Origin of the sequence: Psychrobacter sp. Rd 27.2, assembly GCF_001921755.1 — a bacterium.
Taxonomy (GTDB): Bacteria; Pseudomonadota; Gammaproteobacteria; order Pseudomonadales; family Moraxellaceae; genus Psychrobacter; species Psychrobacter celer.
Genome location: NZ_MRYB01000006.1, coordinates 118,347 through 134,380, shown reverse-complemented (window position 1 = coordinate 134,380; position 16,034 = coordinate 118,347). Strand labels below are relative to the sequence as shown.

At 42.6% G+C, this 16,034-nt stretch carries 18 protein-coding genes; 16 read left to right on the top strand and 2 right to left on the bottom strand.

All coding sequences use genetic code 11. The annotated features are described in order from the left end of the window. Positions 1 to 21: 21 nt before the first annotated feature. The 8 genes from BTV99_RS07055 to BTV99_RS07030 all read left to right on the top strand — a co-directional run bounded on the left by BTV99_RS07055 (position 22) and on the right by BTV99_RS07030 (position 6,309). Positions 22 to 600: a tail assembly protein gene (locus BTV99_RS07055; protein WP_075101663.1), complete on the top strand. Its 579-nt coding sequence runs from the start codon at positions 22 to 24 to the stop codon at positions 598 to 600. Then, entirely contained in the window at positions 600 to 4,001 is a 3,402-nt protein-coding gene (locus BTV99_RS07050; protein ID WP_075101662.1) for a host specificity protein J, read from the top strand. The genes BTV99_RS07055 and BTV99_RS07050 overlap by 1 nt, the downstream gene beginning before the upstream one ends. After that, positions 4,001 to 4,309, top strand: a complete 309-nt coding sequence (locus BTV99_RS07045; protein WP_143507091.1) for a hypothetical protein — start codon at positions 4,001 to 4,003, stop codon at positions 4,307 to 4,309. Before BTV99_RS07050 ends, BTV99_RS07045 begins: the two co-directional genes overlap by 1 nt. Continuing rightward, positions 4,309 to 4,926: a hypothetical protein gene (locus BTV99_RS07040; protein WP_075101660.1), complete on the top strand. Its 618-nt coding sequence runs from the start codon at positions 4,309 to 4,311 to the stop codon at positions 4,924 to 4,926. The genes BTV99_RS07045 and BTV99_RS07040 overlap by 1 nt, the downstream gene beginning before the upstream one ends. A 12-nt stretch (positions 4,927 to 4,938) precedes the next feature. Continuing rightward, positions 4,939 to 5,112, top strand: a complete 174-nt coding sequence (locus BTV99_RS13435; RefSeq protein ID WP_178377938.1) for a hypothetical protein — start codon at positions 4,939 to 4,941, stop codon at positions 5,110 to 5,112. Positions 5,113 to 5,181: 69 nt separating this feature from the next. Further along, positions 5,182 to 5,574 (top strand): hypothetical protein, encoded by a 393-nt coding sequence (locus BTV99_RS07035; protein WP_083608566.1) that lies wholly within the window; start codon positions 5,182 to 5,184, stop codon positions 5,572 to 5,574. 14 nt (positions 5,575 to 5,588) lie between these two features. Further along, positions 5,589 to 5,750 (top strand): hypothetical protein, encoded by a 162-nt coding sequence (locus tag BTV99_RS13430; protein WP_178377937.1) that lies wholly within the window; start codon positions 5,589 to 5,591, stop codon positions 5,748 to 5,750. Between the two features lie 64 nt (positions 5,751 to 5,814). After that, positions 5,815 to 6,309, top strand: a complete 495-nt coding sequence (locus tag BTV99_RS07030) for a glycoside hydrolase family 108 protein (RefSeq protein WP_075101659.1) — start codon at positions 5,815 to 5,817, stop codon at positions 6,307 to 6,309. Between the two features lie 171 nt (positions 6,310 to 6,480). Here BTV99_RS07030 and BTV99_RS07025 read toward each other — a convergent pair whose 3' ends face one another. Both BTV99_RS07025 and BTV99_RS07020 read right to left on the bottom strand, forming a co-directional pair. Continuing rightward, entirely contained in the window at positions 6,481 to 6,666 is a 186-nt protein-coding gene (locus BTV99_RS07025) for a hypothetical protein (protein WP_075101658.1), read from the bottom strand. 796 nt (positions 6,667 to 7,462) lie between these two features. Then, on the bottom strand, positions 7,463 to 8,353 hold the full coding sequence (locus BTV99_RS07020; protein ID WP_075101657.1) for a hypothetical protein: 891 nt from the start codon (positions 8,351 to 8,353) through the stop codon (positions 7,463 to 7,465). 556 nt (positions 8,354 to 8,909) lie between these two features. Here BTV99_RS07020 and BTV99_RS07015 point away from each other — a divergent pair. The 8 genes from BTV99_RS07015 (at position 8,910) to BTV99_RS06980 (ending at position 16,033) form a co-directional block, all read left to right on the top strand. Next, a complete protein-coding gene (locus tag BTV99_RS07015) occupies positions 8,910 to 9,845 on the top strand; it encodes an inovirus-type Gp2 protein (protein WP_075101656.1) in 936 nt (311 codons plus the stop codon). Positions 9,846 to 9,963: 118 nt separating this feature from the next. After that, positions 9,964 to 10,254 carry a hypothetical protein gene (locus BTV99_RS07010; protein WP_075101655.1) on the top strand — a complete coding sequence of 97 codons (291 nt, stop codon included), beginning with the start codon at positions 9,964 to 9,966 and terminating at the stop codon, positions 10,252 to 10,254. Between the two features lie 35 nt (positions 10,255 to 10,289). Then, complete coding sequence (locus BTV99_RS07005) at positions 10,290 to 11,282, top strand: DUF932 domain-containing protein (RefSeq protein ID WP_075101654.1); 993 nt, start codon at positions 10,290 to 10,292, stop codon at positions 11,280 to 11,282. A 160-nt stretch (positions 11,283 to 11,442) separates the two neighbouring features. Continuing rightward, positions 11,443 to 12,510: a YqaJ viral recombinase family protein gene (locus tag BTV99_RS07000; protein WP_075101728.1), complete on the top strand. Its 1,068-nt coding sequence runs from the start codon at positions 11,443 to 11,445 to the stop codon at positions 12,508 to 12,510. A gap of 106 nt (positions 12,511 to 12,616) precedes the next feature. Further along, on the top strand, positions 12,617 to 13,516 hold the full coding sequence (locus BTV99_RS06995) for a hydrolase or metal-binding protein (protein ID WP_075101653.1): 900 nt from the start codon (positions 12,617 to 12,619) through the stop codon (positions 13,514 to 13,516). A gap of 168 nt (positions 13,517 to 13,684) precedes the next feature. Continuing rightward, positions 13,685 to 13,936, top strand: a complete 252-nt coding sequence (locus BTV99_RS06990) for an AlpA family transcriptional regulator (protein WP_075101652.1) — start codon at positions 13,685 to 13,687, stop codon at positions 13,934 to 13,936. Positions 13,937 to 14,101: 165 nt separating this feature from the next. After that, a complete protein-coding gene (locus tag BTV99_RS06985; protein ID WP_075101651.1) occupies positions 14,102 to 14,815 on the top strand; it encodes a DUF805 domain-containing protein in 714 nt (237 codons plus the stop codon). Positions 14,816 to 14,875: 60 nt separating this feature from the next. Continuing rightward, complete coding sequence (locus tag BTV99_RS06980; RefSeq protein ID WP_075101650.1) at positions 14,876 to 16,033, top strand: tetratricopeptide repeat protein; 1,158 nt, start codon at positions 14,876 to 14,878, stop codon at positions 16,031 to 16,033. Position 16,034 lies beyond the last annotated feature (1 nt).

Genomic DNA, 16,034 nt, shown 5'->3' with positions numbered 1-16,034 from the left:
GCTTTTTTATGGGCGCAATTTATGAAAACTATCATGCTGCATGGTCAGCTAAAACAATTTGGCGAGCAGTTTAGTCTAAATGTCGATAGCGCAGCCGAGGCATGTCACGCGCTATCGTGCCAACTACCTGAGTTTAAAAAATTTATGCTGACCGCTGAGCAGGATGGTATGCGCTTTGCGGTCTTTTTGGATGAGGTAAATGAGCAGGGCAACATCGGCGAGCGCGATATAAGCAATCATACAGGCGCAAGCGTTATTCACATTGTGCCGCGTATCATGGGCGCAGGCGGTGATGCACTAGGCTGGCTGCAAGTTGTTGCAGGGGCAGCACTGATAGCGTTTAGTGGCGGTCTTGGCTCGGCTCAAGGTCTAGCGATGATAGGCGCAGGTGTCGGCTTGATGGTAGGCGGCGCTGCAAGTTTGCTCATGCCAACGCCTGAGATTGAAAGCCAAGACGAGGACGGCAACCGAGCAAACTATGGCTTTGGTGGCGCGGTGACAACGGTAGCGCAGGGCAATCCAGTGCCTATATTATACGGTGAGCGTTACATAGGTGGCTTTATTTGCTCAGCAGGTATCTACACAGAGGATAATCAATAATGACAGCTATCGCAATCAAAGGCGCAAAAAAAGGTCGGGACAAGCCGCGCCGCCCGTCTATTGCTAAAGACTCAGTAGCAAGTACCAGTACCGCAAAACTGCTGTATGGACTAGCTGAGGGTGAGGTGTGGGGTTTAGTCGATGGCGGTAAGTCAATTCGTCTCGATGGTACACCACTACTAGATGATAACGGTAATTCAAATTTTGGCGGCGTGACATGGGATTTTAGACACGGCACAAACGAGCAAGATTATATCAAGGGCTTCCCCGATGTTAGCAATGAAACTGGCATCGGTGTTGAGCTTAAAAGCTCGCAGCCTTGGATTAAAGCCTTTACTGACACCCAGCTATCAGCCGTCCGTGTGCGTTTTAAGTGGAATCGCCTATCTAAAACCAATCCTGATAACGGTGATGTGACAGGTTATAAAATTGATTATGCAATCGACCTGCAAACAGATGGTGGCGCATATCAAGAGGTTTTAAAAACCAAGATTGAGGACAAGACCAGCGCAGGTTATGAGCGCACTCACCGTATTGATCTACCAAAAGCCACAACAGGTTGGCAGGTACGCGTCAGACGCTTAACGCCCAACGACCCTAGCGAGTACGTGCAAGACACGATGATGATTGATGCGGTCGCTGAGGTGATTGATGTTAAATTGCGCTACCCAAACACCGCGCTACTGGGTGTGCAATATAACGCCGAGACATTTAGCAGTATCGCTAAGTTAGAAGCTCATGTACGCGGCTCAGTCATTCGTGTGCCGAGCAACTATGATCCGGTTGCTCGTACTTACACAGGCATTTGGGACGGCACATTTAAAGACGCTTACAGCAACAACCCTGCATGGGTTTATTATGACCTATGTCGTCAGTGGCGCTATGGCCTAGGCGAGCGACTAGATGCGACGATGATTGATAAATGGTCGCTATACACGCTTGGCCAGTATTGCGATGAGATGGTATCAGACGGTCAAGGCGGTACAGAGCCGCGATTTACGTGCAACGTCTATCTACAAAAACAAGCCGACGCTTATCAAGTATTGTCTAATATCGCTGGTATATTTCGCGGCATTAGCTACTGGAACGGCGAAAAGATATTTGCCGATGCTGACGTACCGCAAGACCCAGTTTATACCTTTAGCCGCGCTAACGTCATTGATGGTCAGTTTGAATATACCGGCACACGAGCGCGTGACCGTCATACTCTAGCAAAAGTCGCTTGGGATAATCCGCTAAACAGCTATCAAACCGAGTACGAGTATGTACGTGACGAAAAGGCGATGGCGAAGCTGGGCGTTAAAGTTTTAGAGCTAAACGCCTTTGGTTGCACCAGTCAGGCGCAGGCACAGCGAGCAGGACTGTGGGCGCTCAAAACTGAGCAGTTAGAGACACGACAAGTATCGTTTGGCGCAGGTCTTGATGCGGTAAAAAACATCACTGTCGGCAATATCATCAATGTGTCAGACGAGCTATTTGCAGGTCGTGCCAATGGTGGCCGTGTATCAACTGTAAACGACACGCAGCGCATCATAGAGCTTGATAGGGAAGTCGTGGCTGCTGCTGGTGATGTGCTTATCATTAATGGCGGTAGCGGCAAATCTGAGCGCCGCAATATCAGTCATGTAAACGGCAATCGCATTACTGTCACCGCTGGATTTACTGGCGCTGAGCCTGAGCACGTTTGGGCGATTGAGACTGCCGATCTAAAACTAATGCGTTTTCGCGTTATGTCCATCACGCAAAATGATGACGTGACATTTAATATCACAGCAATACAGCATGAGCCACAAAAGTACGACGCTGTGGATTTTGGCACAGACGTAAAGCCGACTGAAATCACTATCGTCAATCCTGAGACTGTGGATGCGCCAGAAAGTGTTACGATCACTAGCCGTCACCGTGTCGTGCAAGGTCAGACAGTCACAACGCTTGTCATCGGCTGGGCGCAGGTGCCGGCAGCCGTTGCGTATGATGTTGAGTGGCGTAAAGACGATGGTAGCTGGGTTAAAGCACCGCGTACTGGTAACGTATCAGTTGAGATTGAAGGCGTATATAGCGGTAATTATATGGCTCGTGTACGCTCAGTGTCTGCGTTTGATGTGCAATCGCAGGCCACAACATCAACACTGACATCGGTTGAAGGCAAGGTAGGACTACCGCCTAAGATTGTCGGCCTAACTGCCACAGGCGTGTTGTTTGGCATGGATTTGAAATGGGGGTTTCAAGCTGGCTCAGGTGATGCAGCCTACACTGAAATACAAGTAGGCAGTGCGCCCAATGTCAACGTGGCAACGCTGGGGCAATATAGCTACCCAACTAACACCCATACCATTAACGGTTTACAAGGCAATCTAGCGCAGTCATATCGTGCGCGTTTGGTTGATAAGCTGGGCTTTAAGTCTGAGTGGTCGGCATGGGTGACAGGCACGACAGATGCTAATGCTGACAAGGTCATGGACTTAATACAAGGTCAGATTGACGAGAGCAGTCTTAGTCAGTCGCTAACTGAAAAAATCGGCAAGATTGAAGATAACGAGCTGGCGATCAGTCAAGAAACACAAGACCGCATTGATGCGATTATTGATGCAAATACTGAAATTGGCAAAAAAGCAAACCAAGCGGATTTTATCAACTATCAACAAGATATAAGCGATGAGTTTGGCGTACAAGGTGAGCGATTAGATGGCATTATTGCCGACTACAAACCTCGTTACACAGACGCAAACCGCTACACAGATGCAAGTCGTAGTCAACAATGGACTTACTGGAAAACAGTTGCTAAAGACGGCTATGCAACCAATGAGCGCATTACTAATTTACAGTCAGAGGTTGCAGACAGTAATGCTCAGTTAGTCAAACGCATTGAGACTGAGGCAACCGCTACAAGCGCATTAGCTCGCGAGGTGACAACACTCGAAGCGACTGTAGGCGAGAATACTGCATCGCTGCAAGAGACAAAAGAGGTGGTCGATGGTATCAAGGGCGAGTACACGCTTAAACTTGATGTTGGTAACAAGGTTGCTGGCTTTGGCCTTGTAAACAACGTCGGCGAGCCGTCGGCTTTTGATATACGCGCTGACCGCTTTAGCATCTCAGCGCCAGTCGGCAAGCCTAATGATGTAAACGGTGACAGCCCATTTATGGTGCTAACCACGCCGCAAAACATTGATGGGGTGCAAGTGCCTGCTGGTGTTTATATGCGTCATACATACATTGCTAAAGAGTCTGTAGGGTTTTCGCAAATAGATACAGCGTCTATCACGTCTTTATCGGCGTTATCAGCCACTATCGGACACTTTAAATCTGCGCCAACTGGTGCCAGACTTGAGATTAAAGATAGCTTACTGAGCGTTTACGATGCTAACAATAAACTGCGCGTTCGACTGGGGTTATGGTAATGGCACAAGGATTACAAGTATTTAACGAGCTGGGGAGTATCGTCTTTGATACCAACACAAAGACAATTAAGGTTTTAGAAAGGTTTAAAATCACCCCAAATATGGATAGAACGTTTACTCACCCATTATTAGCTAGTGATGCGCCTTTCTACCTCATCACGCCTGTTGCTACTGGCTATCTTATCGATCAGATCACTGTCACAAAATTAAGCAACGGATTTAGAGTGCAAACCAACAACCTGAGAATGTCGAACGGCAACTTATACCCGAATGCTAATTTTTTAGAAATAACGATAGGGGTTTACTGATGCCAAGCGGATTTGAGGTTTATGGCGATAACGGCACTGTGCAAGCGTCTGATAAACACTATGATTTAAGCCGCAGTCGCGCTCAAAAGTACAGTGGCTCACTTACGTTCCACGACAAAATTTACGCGATAGAGCCTGACAACACGAAAGGCGTTAATGTTAAGTTTGTAGAAGACCCGCCCGTTTTGACGCAAGCGGTTCAAGGCGACGGCACACTACATATCTTTGAGTTTGGCCATGTCCCAAAGGGCAAGATGGGTCTTGAAGTGTATGACGAAGCAGGCTTGCTCACATTTTCATCTGACCTTAGAAGTTGTAATGTCATTGATTTTATCGACATACCCAACTATGAAAACATGAGTGGGTCTAATGGCACGTTATTCACCAAAGACTATGGTGTGAGTAGGTTTGCAATCATACCGATTCGCATACCATTCATGGCGTTAGCGTCAGACAATATTAATACGCACCATTTAGGGACGCTAAGTTTTATAAAAAACAGCACCAGGTTAGAGATACGTAGAGTAATCAGCGAAAGAGACTACCTACCATCTTTTGTGGGGTTTGTTTATCCTAAACGCCTAAGCTTCGCTGTTATCGATGTTACTAACTTTTAAGAGAGATTTGGTATGAAATATCTACTATTAACAGCGTTATTGGTTGGCGGATGCGCTACCACCGCCAATCAACCTACTATGCAAGACGCTATCGATATTCAGTTGCAGCGCGATTTTGAGAAAGAGCAGCAAAAGCGTGTACAGGATATTATCAATGACAATATTATACAAAGCCAAATAATCTAAATACCTCGCCAAATAATTATTACCGCCCCTAAAAGGGGTTTTTTTATATCTAAAATCTGAGGAAAGACGATGCCAAACAACATGCCGTTTTGGGATATAGTGCTGCTAAAGATGCTCACATACCTGCCCAAAGTCTTTGCTGCCGTCATCGGTGCTATCTTTGGGCTTATGCTCAGTGGTGACATCGGCAAAGACGGTAAAATAAAAATTAATATGTCGGTCATCGTCAAATTTACGATTGCTGTAACGATCTCATTATTCGGTGGCCAAGCACATATTGAGTTCATGGGATATCAAGATTATAGCGTGATGGCGCAAGGTGGCATTATGCTGGGCTGGGCAGTATTCGGCATGTTGGCGATTGGCGTCTTTTATCAGTCCGTCGCTCTATTGCAGGGCAAGCCACTATCAGCAGTCATCAAAGAAATCAAAGATGCGGCTTTTGCGATTTTTGGTAAATAAATAGGAGTAAGACCATGCGATTTAATCTAATCAAAACAGCACGTCAACTGACAAACATCGCAATCAAAAACAGCGAGATTGTGCAGCCGTATGTCAAACCACGACATTACCGACGCGGACTACTCGCACTCAATGCACTGCATTACGCACTGCGTGTTGCAGATAAAAACAAATAACAATCAGCACTAAAAACCGCCCCATATTTGGGGCTTTTTTAATGCTCAAAATAAGGTATAGGCTATGAGTATTTATGACATGATTTTTGATAGATTGATGGATCACGAAGGCGGCTACGTTAATCACCCAAGCGACCCTGGTGGCGAAACCATGTATGGTGTGACTAAGCGAGTAGCTCAAGCACATGGTTATTGGGGCGATATGCGCCGCCTGCCCAAATCTCTTGCAAAAAAAATCACCGAGCAGTCATACTATAAAGCAGTAAAAGGTGATCAACTCGATCGCTTGATTGCATGGCAGTTGACAGATGCGGCATACAATCACGGCAAACGCCAAGCTGTTAAATTTTTACAGCGCGCTGTTGGTGCCAGTGACGATGGTTTGATTGGTCCACGCACATTGGCAGCAGTCGCAGCGATGGATAAAAATGATGTGGTATTATTATTCAATGCTGAGCGCTTAGAGTTTTTTACTAACCTGCGTATCTGGCAAACTTTTGGCAAAGGATGGGCGCGGCGTATCGCTAAAAACCTACGTTATGCAGCTGTAGACAATTAAATCTGTGACACGATTTTTGACAGCCTGCCACCAATAACTATCACATCTAATCACATTTTGTTATCGTAAGTCATTGATTTTAATAAGCACTGATTTTATAGCGTGTGATAGTGTTTGATGTAATCGGGTTCAACTCCCGCCATCTCCACCAAATATTTTAAAAAAAGTCAGTCACTTAGGTGGCTGGCTTTTTTTATGACAGGCTTTTAGGTAATGCTGACAGACGACCGTTGCCTTGGTTTTTTCTTGCATGGTCTGCATGCCAAGTAGGTCGTAGTGCGCGAGGTGATAAATCAGCTCGGTGCTTTGTTGCAGCGGCTGCCAAAAAACCAAAGGGAATGTGTAAAAATAAGCCAATACGGTTACGCATACCAAGCTACCGACTTTTTGATACCCATACCTGTTATTGAGGGAGAAGGACGATCTGTTAGGTGGTTTTTGATGAATGGGCTAGGAGTGGCGCTGTTCTTTAGAGACGGTTGAGACTCCAGGTCTCCTTGTACCGCAGCGAATCCCACTTCATCAGTGATATTATCTCTAATAAATATCGAAAAAATCGGCTTGTCAGTTTGGAGGTGCTGTAACAGCGTGAGGTTTACCTGTTTTAATATTCAATTTGGATATGGCGCTACCACCGTTGACATAATGTGATGAGCAGTCCGAGCCAAAGTAGGATTTAGCCGCTAATGCAGAGTAGCAGAGTGTGGTTTGTCTTTTAGTATAAAATCAGGGTATGACCGACATGCTCGACGAATGGCGTGTTTTATCTCAATCAGCGCAGTGTTATCTACTGACACCGTGCTTATTACGTCACGTCATTAGCGCCGCTTTGGTGAGTGTTATTAAGGCTGCTCATTGCTATTTGTAAGCCGTGTGAAGCAGTAATCGGCAGATCCATAGGTATCAGAATGTGCTCCGATAATAGGTTTGCTCGATTTGTTATCAGTTCTGTAATTTATGTAGTTGACATAAACGCAAAAAAACCGCAAATCGTTACGATTTGCGGTTTTTCTGTACTGCTATAATGGTACCCGGAGCCGGAACGATTATTGATAGCTAAGATATTGATTTTATTATAATAGTGAATATTAGTACTTTTCAGTGTACATGGTAGTGTACATAAAATTTAAGTTTCGGATTTCAGCTATCTAAGCTAATTGAGACTATTATACTCTTTATCAATCATTTGCTGAAGATACTCCTTACTACTTAAACCATATTCATCCGCTAATTTTTTTAGCTTATTCATATGGCGTCTCGTCAAGAAATACTCTTGGGCGGTCTCAGCATCTTTTTTATCACGAAACTTTTTCTGACTCCAAGCGTTACGCATTTTATTCAACACGTCCTTTTTGAAAAGGCTCATCTTATAAGAACGACTGTTTCTATGATTAAGAGTGTCTAGTGCGTCTAGAGATGCGCAAATTTGCACATAGTAAGTGCTCAGATCATTACACAAAAATAATGGGTTCTGGATAAGATATCCATGTGTGCCTAAGTAGCTATGCGCCCATAAAATTTGTTTTTCATTTTTACTATCCAACCACTCTAGGTCTTGTGGCATAGTCCGTATATTATTATATATACCTTTAGCTTTGTTTATAAAGTCTCTTTTCCATTCAACCTTATAGTCAAAAAGTTTAGCTTTATCTCTATGTGGCAAACGTATGTTTGTTAGATCAAAGCATGTGATTAAGTTGCTTTGGAAGTCAGCAGAGTAATTTTTCCATTGAAATGAATCTTTATTGTAATAATAAGAGTAATGATCAAACCATAATGCTGCTCTCAAATCATCTTGTAGCCAAGCTATAGACTCATCAGGCAATACATTAGATTTAGAAAAACTAACAAGTGATTCTCTATAACTTTCTGTTAACTCAAGGCTATTACAGGCAGTGTTTAGATACTCTAAATCGTTAGGAAGGTCCACGTTATATCTATCTAAAATCAATTCGTTTAACGCAATATTAACCTGCCTCTGAGTTAATTTTAACTTTATATTCTTTTCTGGATTAGGCTTAATCACATCATTAGTATCAGTCATTTTACATCTTCTCTTCAATATTTTAAATAATATTTTACTAACAATACCATAATTTAACGATGATATTTTAATAATATTTAAATAAATTTATAGTAATAATATAGTAATGATTTAATAAATAAAATTTATCTGAACCCTCGATATTACTAGTGTAGGGTGGTATATTAGCATCAGTATGTTAAATAAAGAACGTTAAATAATAAATATAAAGAATATTTGTTCTGGTGTTTTTATTATCATCTGCCGCCTATCACAGATATGCTTGTGAATTCTTCTATATGCACAAAAGCTTTTGTTTATAATTTCTAGTGTCTTGATTACGAAAAATATCAGTTAAATGCATGATTCGAATAACACCTTGATACACGGTATATTTCACACAAATAGGATCGACTATACCGCTAGTATTCACATGCTCCACTAGCAGGTTATTTATATTATTATATGTAGCAGCGTCACTACGCTGACTATCTTCACACTAAACCACCAGTAGTCAGAATAAAAAAATATGGTGTAGCTCTACTATGTGCAAGACAAACCACATAGGAGAAACATCATGAAATACAGTAACCATAATCAAAATTTTCTAATGACTAAAGTCCATCAATTAGTCATCAATATTATCTACAGTCGAGCTAAATCAGACTCTATTATTTCTGACTCGTTCATTAATGAGCTGAACAACTTGTATCAACCATTCATGTATTGTTATGAGCCTGTTACTGAGCTGGTTTACTCGATGCCCATCAACGCTTTTTTTATTAGTACGCAGCTTATTGTCGGTGATCAATATCCTAATGAAGTGATTTGGGATAATAGCAACGTAGCTGAGCTGATCGATAGATTACGTTGCTATAAAAGAGAGATTAATCGTGAGAAATGTGTTTTAAAATATGAAGAAGGGAAAAATAAGGAGTCGTTAGGTCAGTACATCACTCAATTATTCAATCATCATGCACGGCTGATATTTGTTCGTGTCGATCTCAAATACGCTAAAGATTGTAGCCACTTGATTACTATCGAAGACTTTCACGACCATATAAAAAAGCTATGTCAGATGATAAGAAATGAAAACACTTGCTTTAGATGCTTACAAGGTTATGCATGGGCGCTTGAGCAGGGAGGTATCGAGGGCGGATTACATTGTCATTTGTTGCTGATATATGACGGTAATAAGAGACAAAATGATTGGTATATCGCAAAAGAGGTTGGTGAAAAGTGGAAGGTCATTACTGGTGGTCTAGGCGAGTGCTATAGTTATCACGATAAAGAGACTAAGCAGGGTTATGAGCGAAACGGTAAATTAGGTATCGGTATGATTCATCGTAATGAACCTCAAGAGGTTGAAAATGCTGTAGATTCAGCTTTATACCTAACAAAGCCAAGCAAGGAAGATCAGCACTTAAAAGTATGGCTCCCAAACATGAACACCTTTGCACATGGTCGATACCGCACATCCGACCGCCGAGGACTACCACCCATATCAAAATAATCTCAGATATATACTATTACCATGAGAATACGTACAGCCTGTTTGTATGTACGTGACTTCAGCCAATAAGGTCTGCTTTTTAGCAGGCCTTTTTTATGCGCAAAATTTAGGAGTATATATGAAAACCCTGTGTCCTAGCTGTGAGTCATCTTTGGTCTACGAGATGACTGATGGTAGTCAAATCAATCTTATTGATCAGCTGTTATCCCCTGCGGTATTAGTCAGCCTTGGCGTTAGTCTTTGCAAAGCACTTAAAGTACATCCTGCTATAGGTGTGGTTGCAGGAACAACGGTAGCAGCGCTTATTGAGATCACTCAGTCTCATCAAGCGCTACCAATGCTGGTCAATAAGCAATATCGCTGTGATGACTGCTCGCATGTCTTCACCACCTTTCACTCATTCACTTAAACTCAATTTAATCATAATACAAAAGGAAAATTATCATGGCACATTTAGTAGAAACTATGGCATACGTTGGCGACACCCCTTGGCATGGCCTTGGCAGTGAGCTATCCCCTAAGCAGCCACTTGAGGTTTGGGCGCGTGAGGCAGGTATGGATTGGCGTATTGAGTCATCGGACGTCAATTTCATGGCTGAGAACGATCGAGGGCATAATCTTATCTTGCCCTTCGCTGAGCAAAAGGTCTTGTACCGCTCAGATACCTTTGATCCGTTGTCAGTTGTCAGTCAGCGCTATCAAGAAGTACAACCGGAAGAGATATTAGAGTTCTATCGTGATCTCACTGAGCACTCACACTTTGAGCTTGAAACTGCTGGTGTTTTAAAGGGCGGTCGTAAGCTCTGGGCACTCGCTCGTACAGGTCAATCCGCGTCTTTACGTGGCGGCGATGTCAGTCATGGCTATTTGCTACTAGCAACGGCTTGTGATGGTACGCTGGCAACCACGGCGCAGTTTACCAATATCCGTGTGGTGTGTAATAACACCTTAGCAGTAAGCTTAGCTGATGGTAGTGGCGGTGTGGTGAAAGTACCGCATAGCACCTCGTTTGATGCCGATAAGGTCAAGCAGCAATTAGGCGTGTCGGTTAATCAGTGGGATGAGCATATCTATGAGATGAAGCAGTTATCCGAGCGGCGTGTTACCCAAGCAGAAGCCGCTAACTATCTAAGCCGTGTGTTTAACGATCAAGACAATGACATCATTCTGTTTAACAGTGCTAAGAAAGAGAAAGACGCGGTTCCTAATGCCAAAGCAATGAATAAGGTGATGACCATGTTTAACGGTCAAGGACGCGGAGCAGATCTCGATGCTGCCAAAGATACCGCTTATGGTCTGCTCTGTAGTATCACTGAGTACGTCGATCATGAACGCCGCGCGATGAATACGGACAATCGCTTAAACTCAGCTTGGTTCGGCGCTGGCGCTAAGCTTAAGCAAAAGGGCTTAGAAGAATCATTACGTATGCTGGCCTAACTGTCTTATCACCACACATTAAACCACGCTTAAAAGCGTGGTTTTTTTATGCCGTTTACTCAGATCATCAGTTATCAACGATTAATTTAATAAGGAATCTATCATGGAAACTATCGCATTAAATACCACCAGTCAGCCAAGTCGTCGTAAGCGTAAAGCGATGCAATCTAAGCAAACAAAGCCGACTGCTACTATTAATGTTAAGACTAACCGGCCTAGCCTTAGTGAAGATAAATCTAAGCAAACTACATCATCTCAGCCCAAACGCTTAATTAACACCAAAGACCTAAGCCGTGAAGAGTGGTTAGCCGTTCGCAAACAAGGCATAGGCAGTAGTGACGCTGCTGCTGCTTGCGGTATTCATCCATATTTGTCGATGCTTGAGCTATGGATGATTAAGACCGGACGCATGAGCTCAGACTTAGATGAAAGCATAGAAGGCTATGCGCCGCTGTATTGGGGCAATACTTTAGAACCGATGGTGGCTAAATACTATCAAGAAAAGACAGGAAACAAAGTACGCCGCGTCAATGCCATATTGCAGCACCCTGATCCTGACAAAGCCTTTATGCTTGCCAATCTTGACTATGCGGTAACAGGTAGCGATGAGGTACAAATACTGGAATGCAAAACCACTGGTGAGCATGGCGCGAAATTATGGCGAGATGGCGTACCGCTATACGTGACTTGCCAAGTGCAACATCAACTAGCCGTTACAGGTAAACAAGCCGCTCATATCTGTGTCCTGCTTTGCGGACACGAAGCAAAGATCTATAAGGTTGAGCGTGATGAGCGTTTGATTGCATCAATTATTGAGCATGAGCGTCTGTTCTGGCAGTACGTGGAGACGGATACTCCACCCACGCCTGATCACTCTGAGTCAGCCGCTCGTGCGCTTAAGCTGCTTTATCCTGAGCCTAAGCCTACAAGCAAGATAGACTTTAAGAGTGATGAGGGCGCAAATAAGCTGTTCGATAAGCTGCTTAGCTATCGCGCGTCAATCGAAGATCTAGAGCAGCGCCACGATCAAGTTAAACATCAACTGCAAAGCTTAATCAAAGATAATGAAGTAGCGGTCTTTGACAAAGGCGCAATCTCGTGGAAGCGCTCGAAGGACAGCGTGAGCTTAGACAGTAAAGCCGTCACTAAAGCCCATCCTGAGCTGATGGATAAATTTAGTAAAACCCGTCAAGGCAGTCGTCGCTTCGTCATCTTAAACGATAATTAAACCAAGACAGCTAATCTCATTAACCAAACGCATAAAGCCCACCTATCACAGGTGGGCTTTTTTATGTCGATTTATTCAAATTATTAAACAAATAAGGAATATCATCATGATTAAAGGTCTAACGATTACCCCGCCCGTACTCGGTCGTATCAGCATTGGACGCGTTATCCAAAAGGATGGCAAACGCCTACCTGCCAAAGACGATCAATTCACCATTACCAGCCAAGTGCAAAATAAAGACGGCTGGGTCAATCATCCGCTTGATGAAAAGCTCCGCGCACGTAGTGAAGGTAAGCTCAGACAAATACCCGTTCGTATGCTGTTCAATGATCCTGATCTTAATTTACGAGCTCAGTACACGCTATTCGATCGGCAAACGGGTCGTCCGTTATGCGTGGGAGATGGCGAACACTGTCAGCGGCGTACCAATAACGGCATGGAGCAACTGCCTTGCCCATCACCTGATCGTTGCCCATTAGCACAAGGTGGTGCTTGTAAACCTTACGGTCGTCTGTACGTCAATCTGTCTGAGGACGATGAGCTGGGTACGTTTATCTTTCGTACTACAGGCTTTAATAGTATTCGCACCCTTGCGGCACGCTTAAGCTACTTCGCCGCAGTATCAGGTAATAAGCTGTCCTGCTTGCCCCTGCAATTAACCTTACGAGGTAAAAGCACCACCCAAAGCTATCGCACACCCATTTACTTTGTGGATTTAACGCTAAGAGATGGGGTAACACTCAAAGACGCGGTACAGCAAGCTAAGGCAATTGATAGTGAGCTTAGCGAAAACGGCTTTGATCAAACAGCGTTAGAGCAAGCTGCCACGCTTGGTTATGCCAATTCGTGCTTTGAAGTTGATGGCGATGAGATGTCTGATGTGGTGGAAGAGTTTTATCCGCAAGATGATAGCAATCAAATGCCTAGCAAGGTAGAGAAAACTATGCAGCCAAACACCCGCAGTATCGCGCAAGGCTTACGTCAAAGCGTGACAGCGGTGAGCTAACTCGTGACAGATAAATAATGGCATAGAAAGGAGTTGATCAGATCAGCTCCTTTTTTTATTACCTGCATCAAAGGCTAACGCTCGGACTGCATGGGAGGCCATAAAAAAATATGGGACTCGGTAAGTATATGAGAGGTGATGCTCTCGTTCACTTACAAGGAGATAATCATGGAAAATTTAAATGCAACACAACCAGCCATCGAGCAATGCAATCACATTCCACAACTGCTAAGCATCAAAGACGTTGGGCACTATACTGGGCTTAGCCGTTCGACTATTTATGAGATGATCAATGAGGAGTCTGACCGTTACGATCCAACGTTTCCTAAAAAGGTACAGCTTACAAAAGTAAGGGTAGTATGGGTAGCGAGTGAGATTGCAGGTTGGATTGAAAGTAAGATAGCTGCTCGTGTTAGCTAGAAAACGATATGACAATAAGTCGCGTCATGCGGCTTATTTTTCCTGACTGTTGTTTTTTTTGTCTTTTTTATCTATTAGGTGTAATGGACAAAGTTTTCTTAATTTAACTGTTTCTATTTAACTTCTGTTTAGTTATTATATGTAATTTAATATGAGGGTTTTTAGATGAATGGCAAAATAATTAACTTTGATGATTATAAAAATACGGGAATAATTATAGCTGATGATGGTGTTCAGTATTCTTTCGATGGCAAGGATTGGATAGAGAGGTATGCTCCCAAAGCAGGTGATAATGTAGATTTCATGTTCAATGGTACGGGTAGTATCAATCGAATATCTTATCAATCCAGCCAGTCTCAGGCTTCTACTCCTCCATCATTACTTAAAGAACCTCAAAACCAAAATATATCAACTACACCAGAACTTGAAGGTTACGGTCGTCCTGATAATAGTCAGTATGATGAGAATATCGGAAGCTTATACCTAGCAGAAAGTAACTATGGAATAGTAGATTGGACAAAAAAAGTGTTCAGTAATTATGCGACTTTTACAGGCCGTGCTAGACGAAAAGAGTATTGGCTGTTTTATCTAGCAACCATTATTCTATCTGTAGTCTTTGGATTTATGGAAGGTTTTTTTGGAGGGCTTTTGGGTATAGGAATAGGAGATGAGGCTATATCACCATTAATTTTGGCTTTAGTATTCTTTATTCCTACTATAGCCGTAGCTACAAGACGTCTGCATGATACTGGACGGTCTGGTTGGTGGCAGCTACTATGGTTTATTCCGATTATTGGTTGGATTGTTCTTGTCGTCTTTTTGGCTCAGCAAACATCACCACAAAATAATCAGTGGGGATTACCAGCGAAGCGTGTTTAATAGCCAGTGTGGTCAAAATAATTTTGTGCACCTATCAATGTTACCAGTGTGGAGTAATCAATGTACGGTATCCCTGTCAGTAGAAATTATATAGAAGCGCAATATTTAATCGGAGTAGATTACCTACTAGGTAATAAAGTAGCTCAAGACTATACACAAGCTTTAGAATGGTTTCAAAAGTCAGCGAGTGAAGACTATGCGCCAGCTCAAGATGTTATAGGGTGTATGTACAGCTACGGTTTTGGTGTTGATCAAGATTATACTAAAGCATTCGAATGGTGTGTAAAATCTGCAGAACAAGGCTATGACATTGCGCAGAATAATGTTGCTTATTTATATAAAGAGGGTTTTGGTGTATTGCAAGATAATAGTAAAGCTTTTGAATGGTATCAAAAAGCATCTGAACAAGATAATGCAGACGCTCATTACGAGCTGGGTAATTTTTATAGCGAAGGCATAGGAGTTGAAATAGATAAAGACAAAGCTAATTATTACTATAATAAAGCAGTATGTAAGGGTCATTTAGAAGCAGAACAGCGTTTGCAAAAAAGTAATAAGCCACTTGAAGAAGATAAGCAATCTAACGAAAAATTGGTAGAGGACGCTGATAGTCATATCGAAAGCATAGACTTTGAAAATGATGGAAGTATTTCATTTAAAACGTTCTTTGACAATTACTTCCGTGATGAGTCAAAAATGTTGCCGCAAAATCCAGGCGGAGGTGTTTGGTTTTATGAAAGTATGGATTTTGACGAAAGTTCCAAATTTTATGATAAAGCAAGTGCTGTCAGAGAGAAAAATGACTATATGATTGACACTACGTATGCAGACTTTATCATCGACACAAGCTTTACTAGAAATTTTGGTGTTGGTCTCTTCTTACATGTACATCAAAATAGTTATCAATTTCATTTAAAAAATGATACTAAAGACTGGGAGATATTGAACGATATCGAAGAAGCCTACTACAGCGAAAGTGATAAAGCTCTGTATATAGAGGATTATAAAATAAATCTGATAGGAGATGTCGCTCGTTTTTATGGTAAAAGGCTTGTAGAGTGTATCAATGCATATTTAAATCAAAACGAACTTGATAAAATCGATGAAGAAATAGTGTCTAATTCAGAGCTTGTGACAGATGCGCTGGATAATATTGATGACAGACTCACTGAAATTAACCAAAAGCTTAATGATCTACGTGAAGATAGCGCAGCTTAGA

What these genes read in the sequence shown, in the direction of transcription:
- BTV99_RS07030 (WP_075101659.1), top strand. Translation starts at nt 5,815, where the DNA reads ATGAGTATTTATGACATGATTTTTGATAGATTGATGGATCACGAAGGC.
- BTV99_RS07015 (WP_075101656.1), top strand. Translation starts at nt 8,910, where the DNA reads ATGAAATACAGTAACCATAATCAAAATTTTCTAATGACTAAAGTCCAT.
- BTV99_RS07035 (WP_083608566.1), top strand. Translation starts at nt 5,182, where the DNA reads ATGCCAAACAACATGCCGTTTTGGGATATAGTGCTGCTAAAGATGCTC.
- BTV99_RS07005 (WP_075101654.1), top strand. Translation starts at nt 10,290, where the DNA reads ATGGCACATTTAGTAGAAACTATGGCATACGTTGGCGACACCCCTTGG.
- BTV99_RS07045 (WP_143507091.1), top strand. Translation starts at nt 4,001, where the DNA reads ATGGCACAAGGATTACAAGTATTTAACGAGCTGGGGAGTATCGTCTTT.
- BTV99_RS07055 (WP_075101663.1), top strand. Translation starts at nt 22, where the DNA reads ATGAAAACTATCATGCTGCATGGTCAGCTAAAACAATTTGGCGAGCAG.
- BTV99_RS07050 (WP_075101662.1), top strand. Translation starts at nt 600, where the DNA reads ATGACAGCTATCGCAATCAAAGGCGCAAAAAAAGGTCGGGACAAGCCG.
- BTV99_RS06980 (WP_075101650.1), top strand. Translation starts at nt 14,876, where the DNA reads ATGTACGGTATCCCTGTCAGTAGAAATTATATAGAAGCGCAATATTTA.
- BTV99_RS07000 (WP_075101728.1), top strand. Translation starts at nt 11,443, where the DNA reads ATGCAATCTAAGCAAACAAAGCCGACTGCTACTATTAATGTTAAGACT.
- BTV99_RS06985 (WP_075101651.1), top strand. Translation starts at nt 14,102, where the DNA reads ATGAATGGCAAAATAATTAACTTTGATGATTATAAAAATACGGGAATA.
- BTV99_RS07010 (WP_075101655.1), top strand. Translation starts at nt 9,964, where the DNA reads ATGAAAACCCTGTGTCCTAGCTGTGAGTCATCTTTGGTCTACGAGATG.
- BTV99_RS07040 (WP_075101660.1), top strand. Translation starts at nt 4,309, where the DNA reads ATGCCAAGCGGATTTGAGGTTTATGGCGATAACGGCACTGTGCAAGCG.
- BTV99_RS13435 (WP_178377938.1), top strand. Translation starts at nt 4,939, where the DNA reads ATGAAATATCTACTATTAACAGCGTTATTGGTTGGCGGATGCGCTACC.
- BTV99_RS06990 (WP_075101652.1), top strand. Translation starts at nt 13,685, where the DNA reads ATGGAAAATTTAAATGCAACACAACCAGCCATCGAGCAATGCAATCAC.
- BTV99_RS07020 (WP_075101657.1), bottom strand. Translation starts at nt 8,353, where the DNA reads ATGACTGATACTAATGATGTGATTAAGCCTAATCCAGAAAAGAATATA.
- BTV99_RS06995 (WP_075101653.1), top strand. Translation starts at nt 12,617, where the DNA reads ATGATTAAAGGTCTAACGATTACCCCGCCCGTACTCGGTCGTATCAGC.
- BTV99_RS13430 (WP_178377937.1), top strand. Translation starts at nt 5,589, where the DNA reads ATGCGATTTAATCTAATCAAAACAGCACGTCAACTGACAAACATCGCA.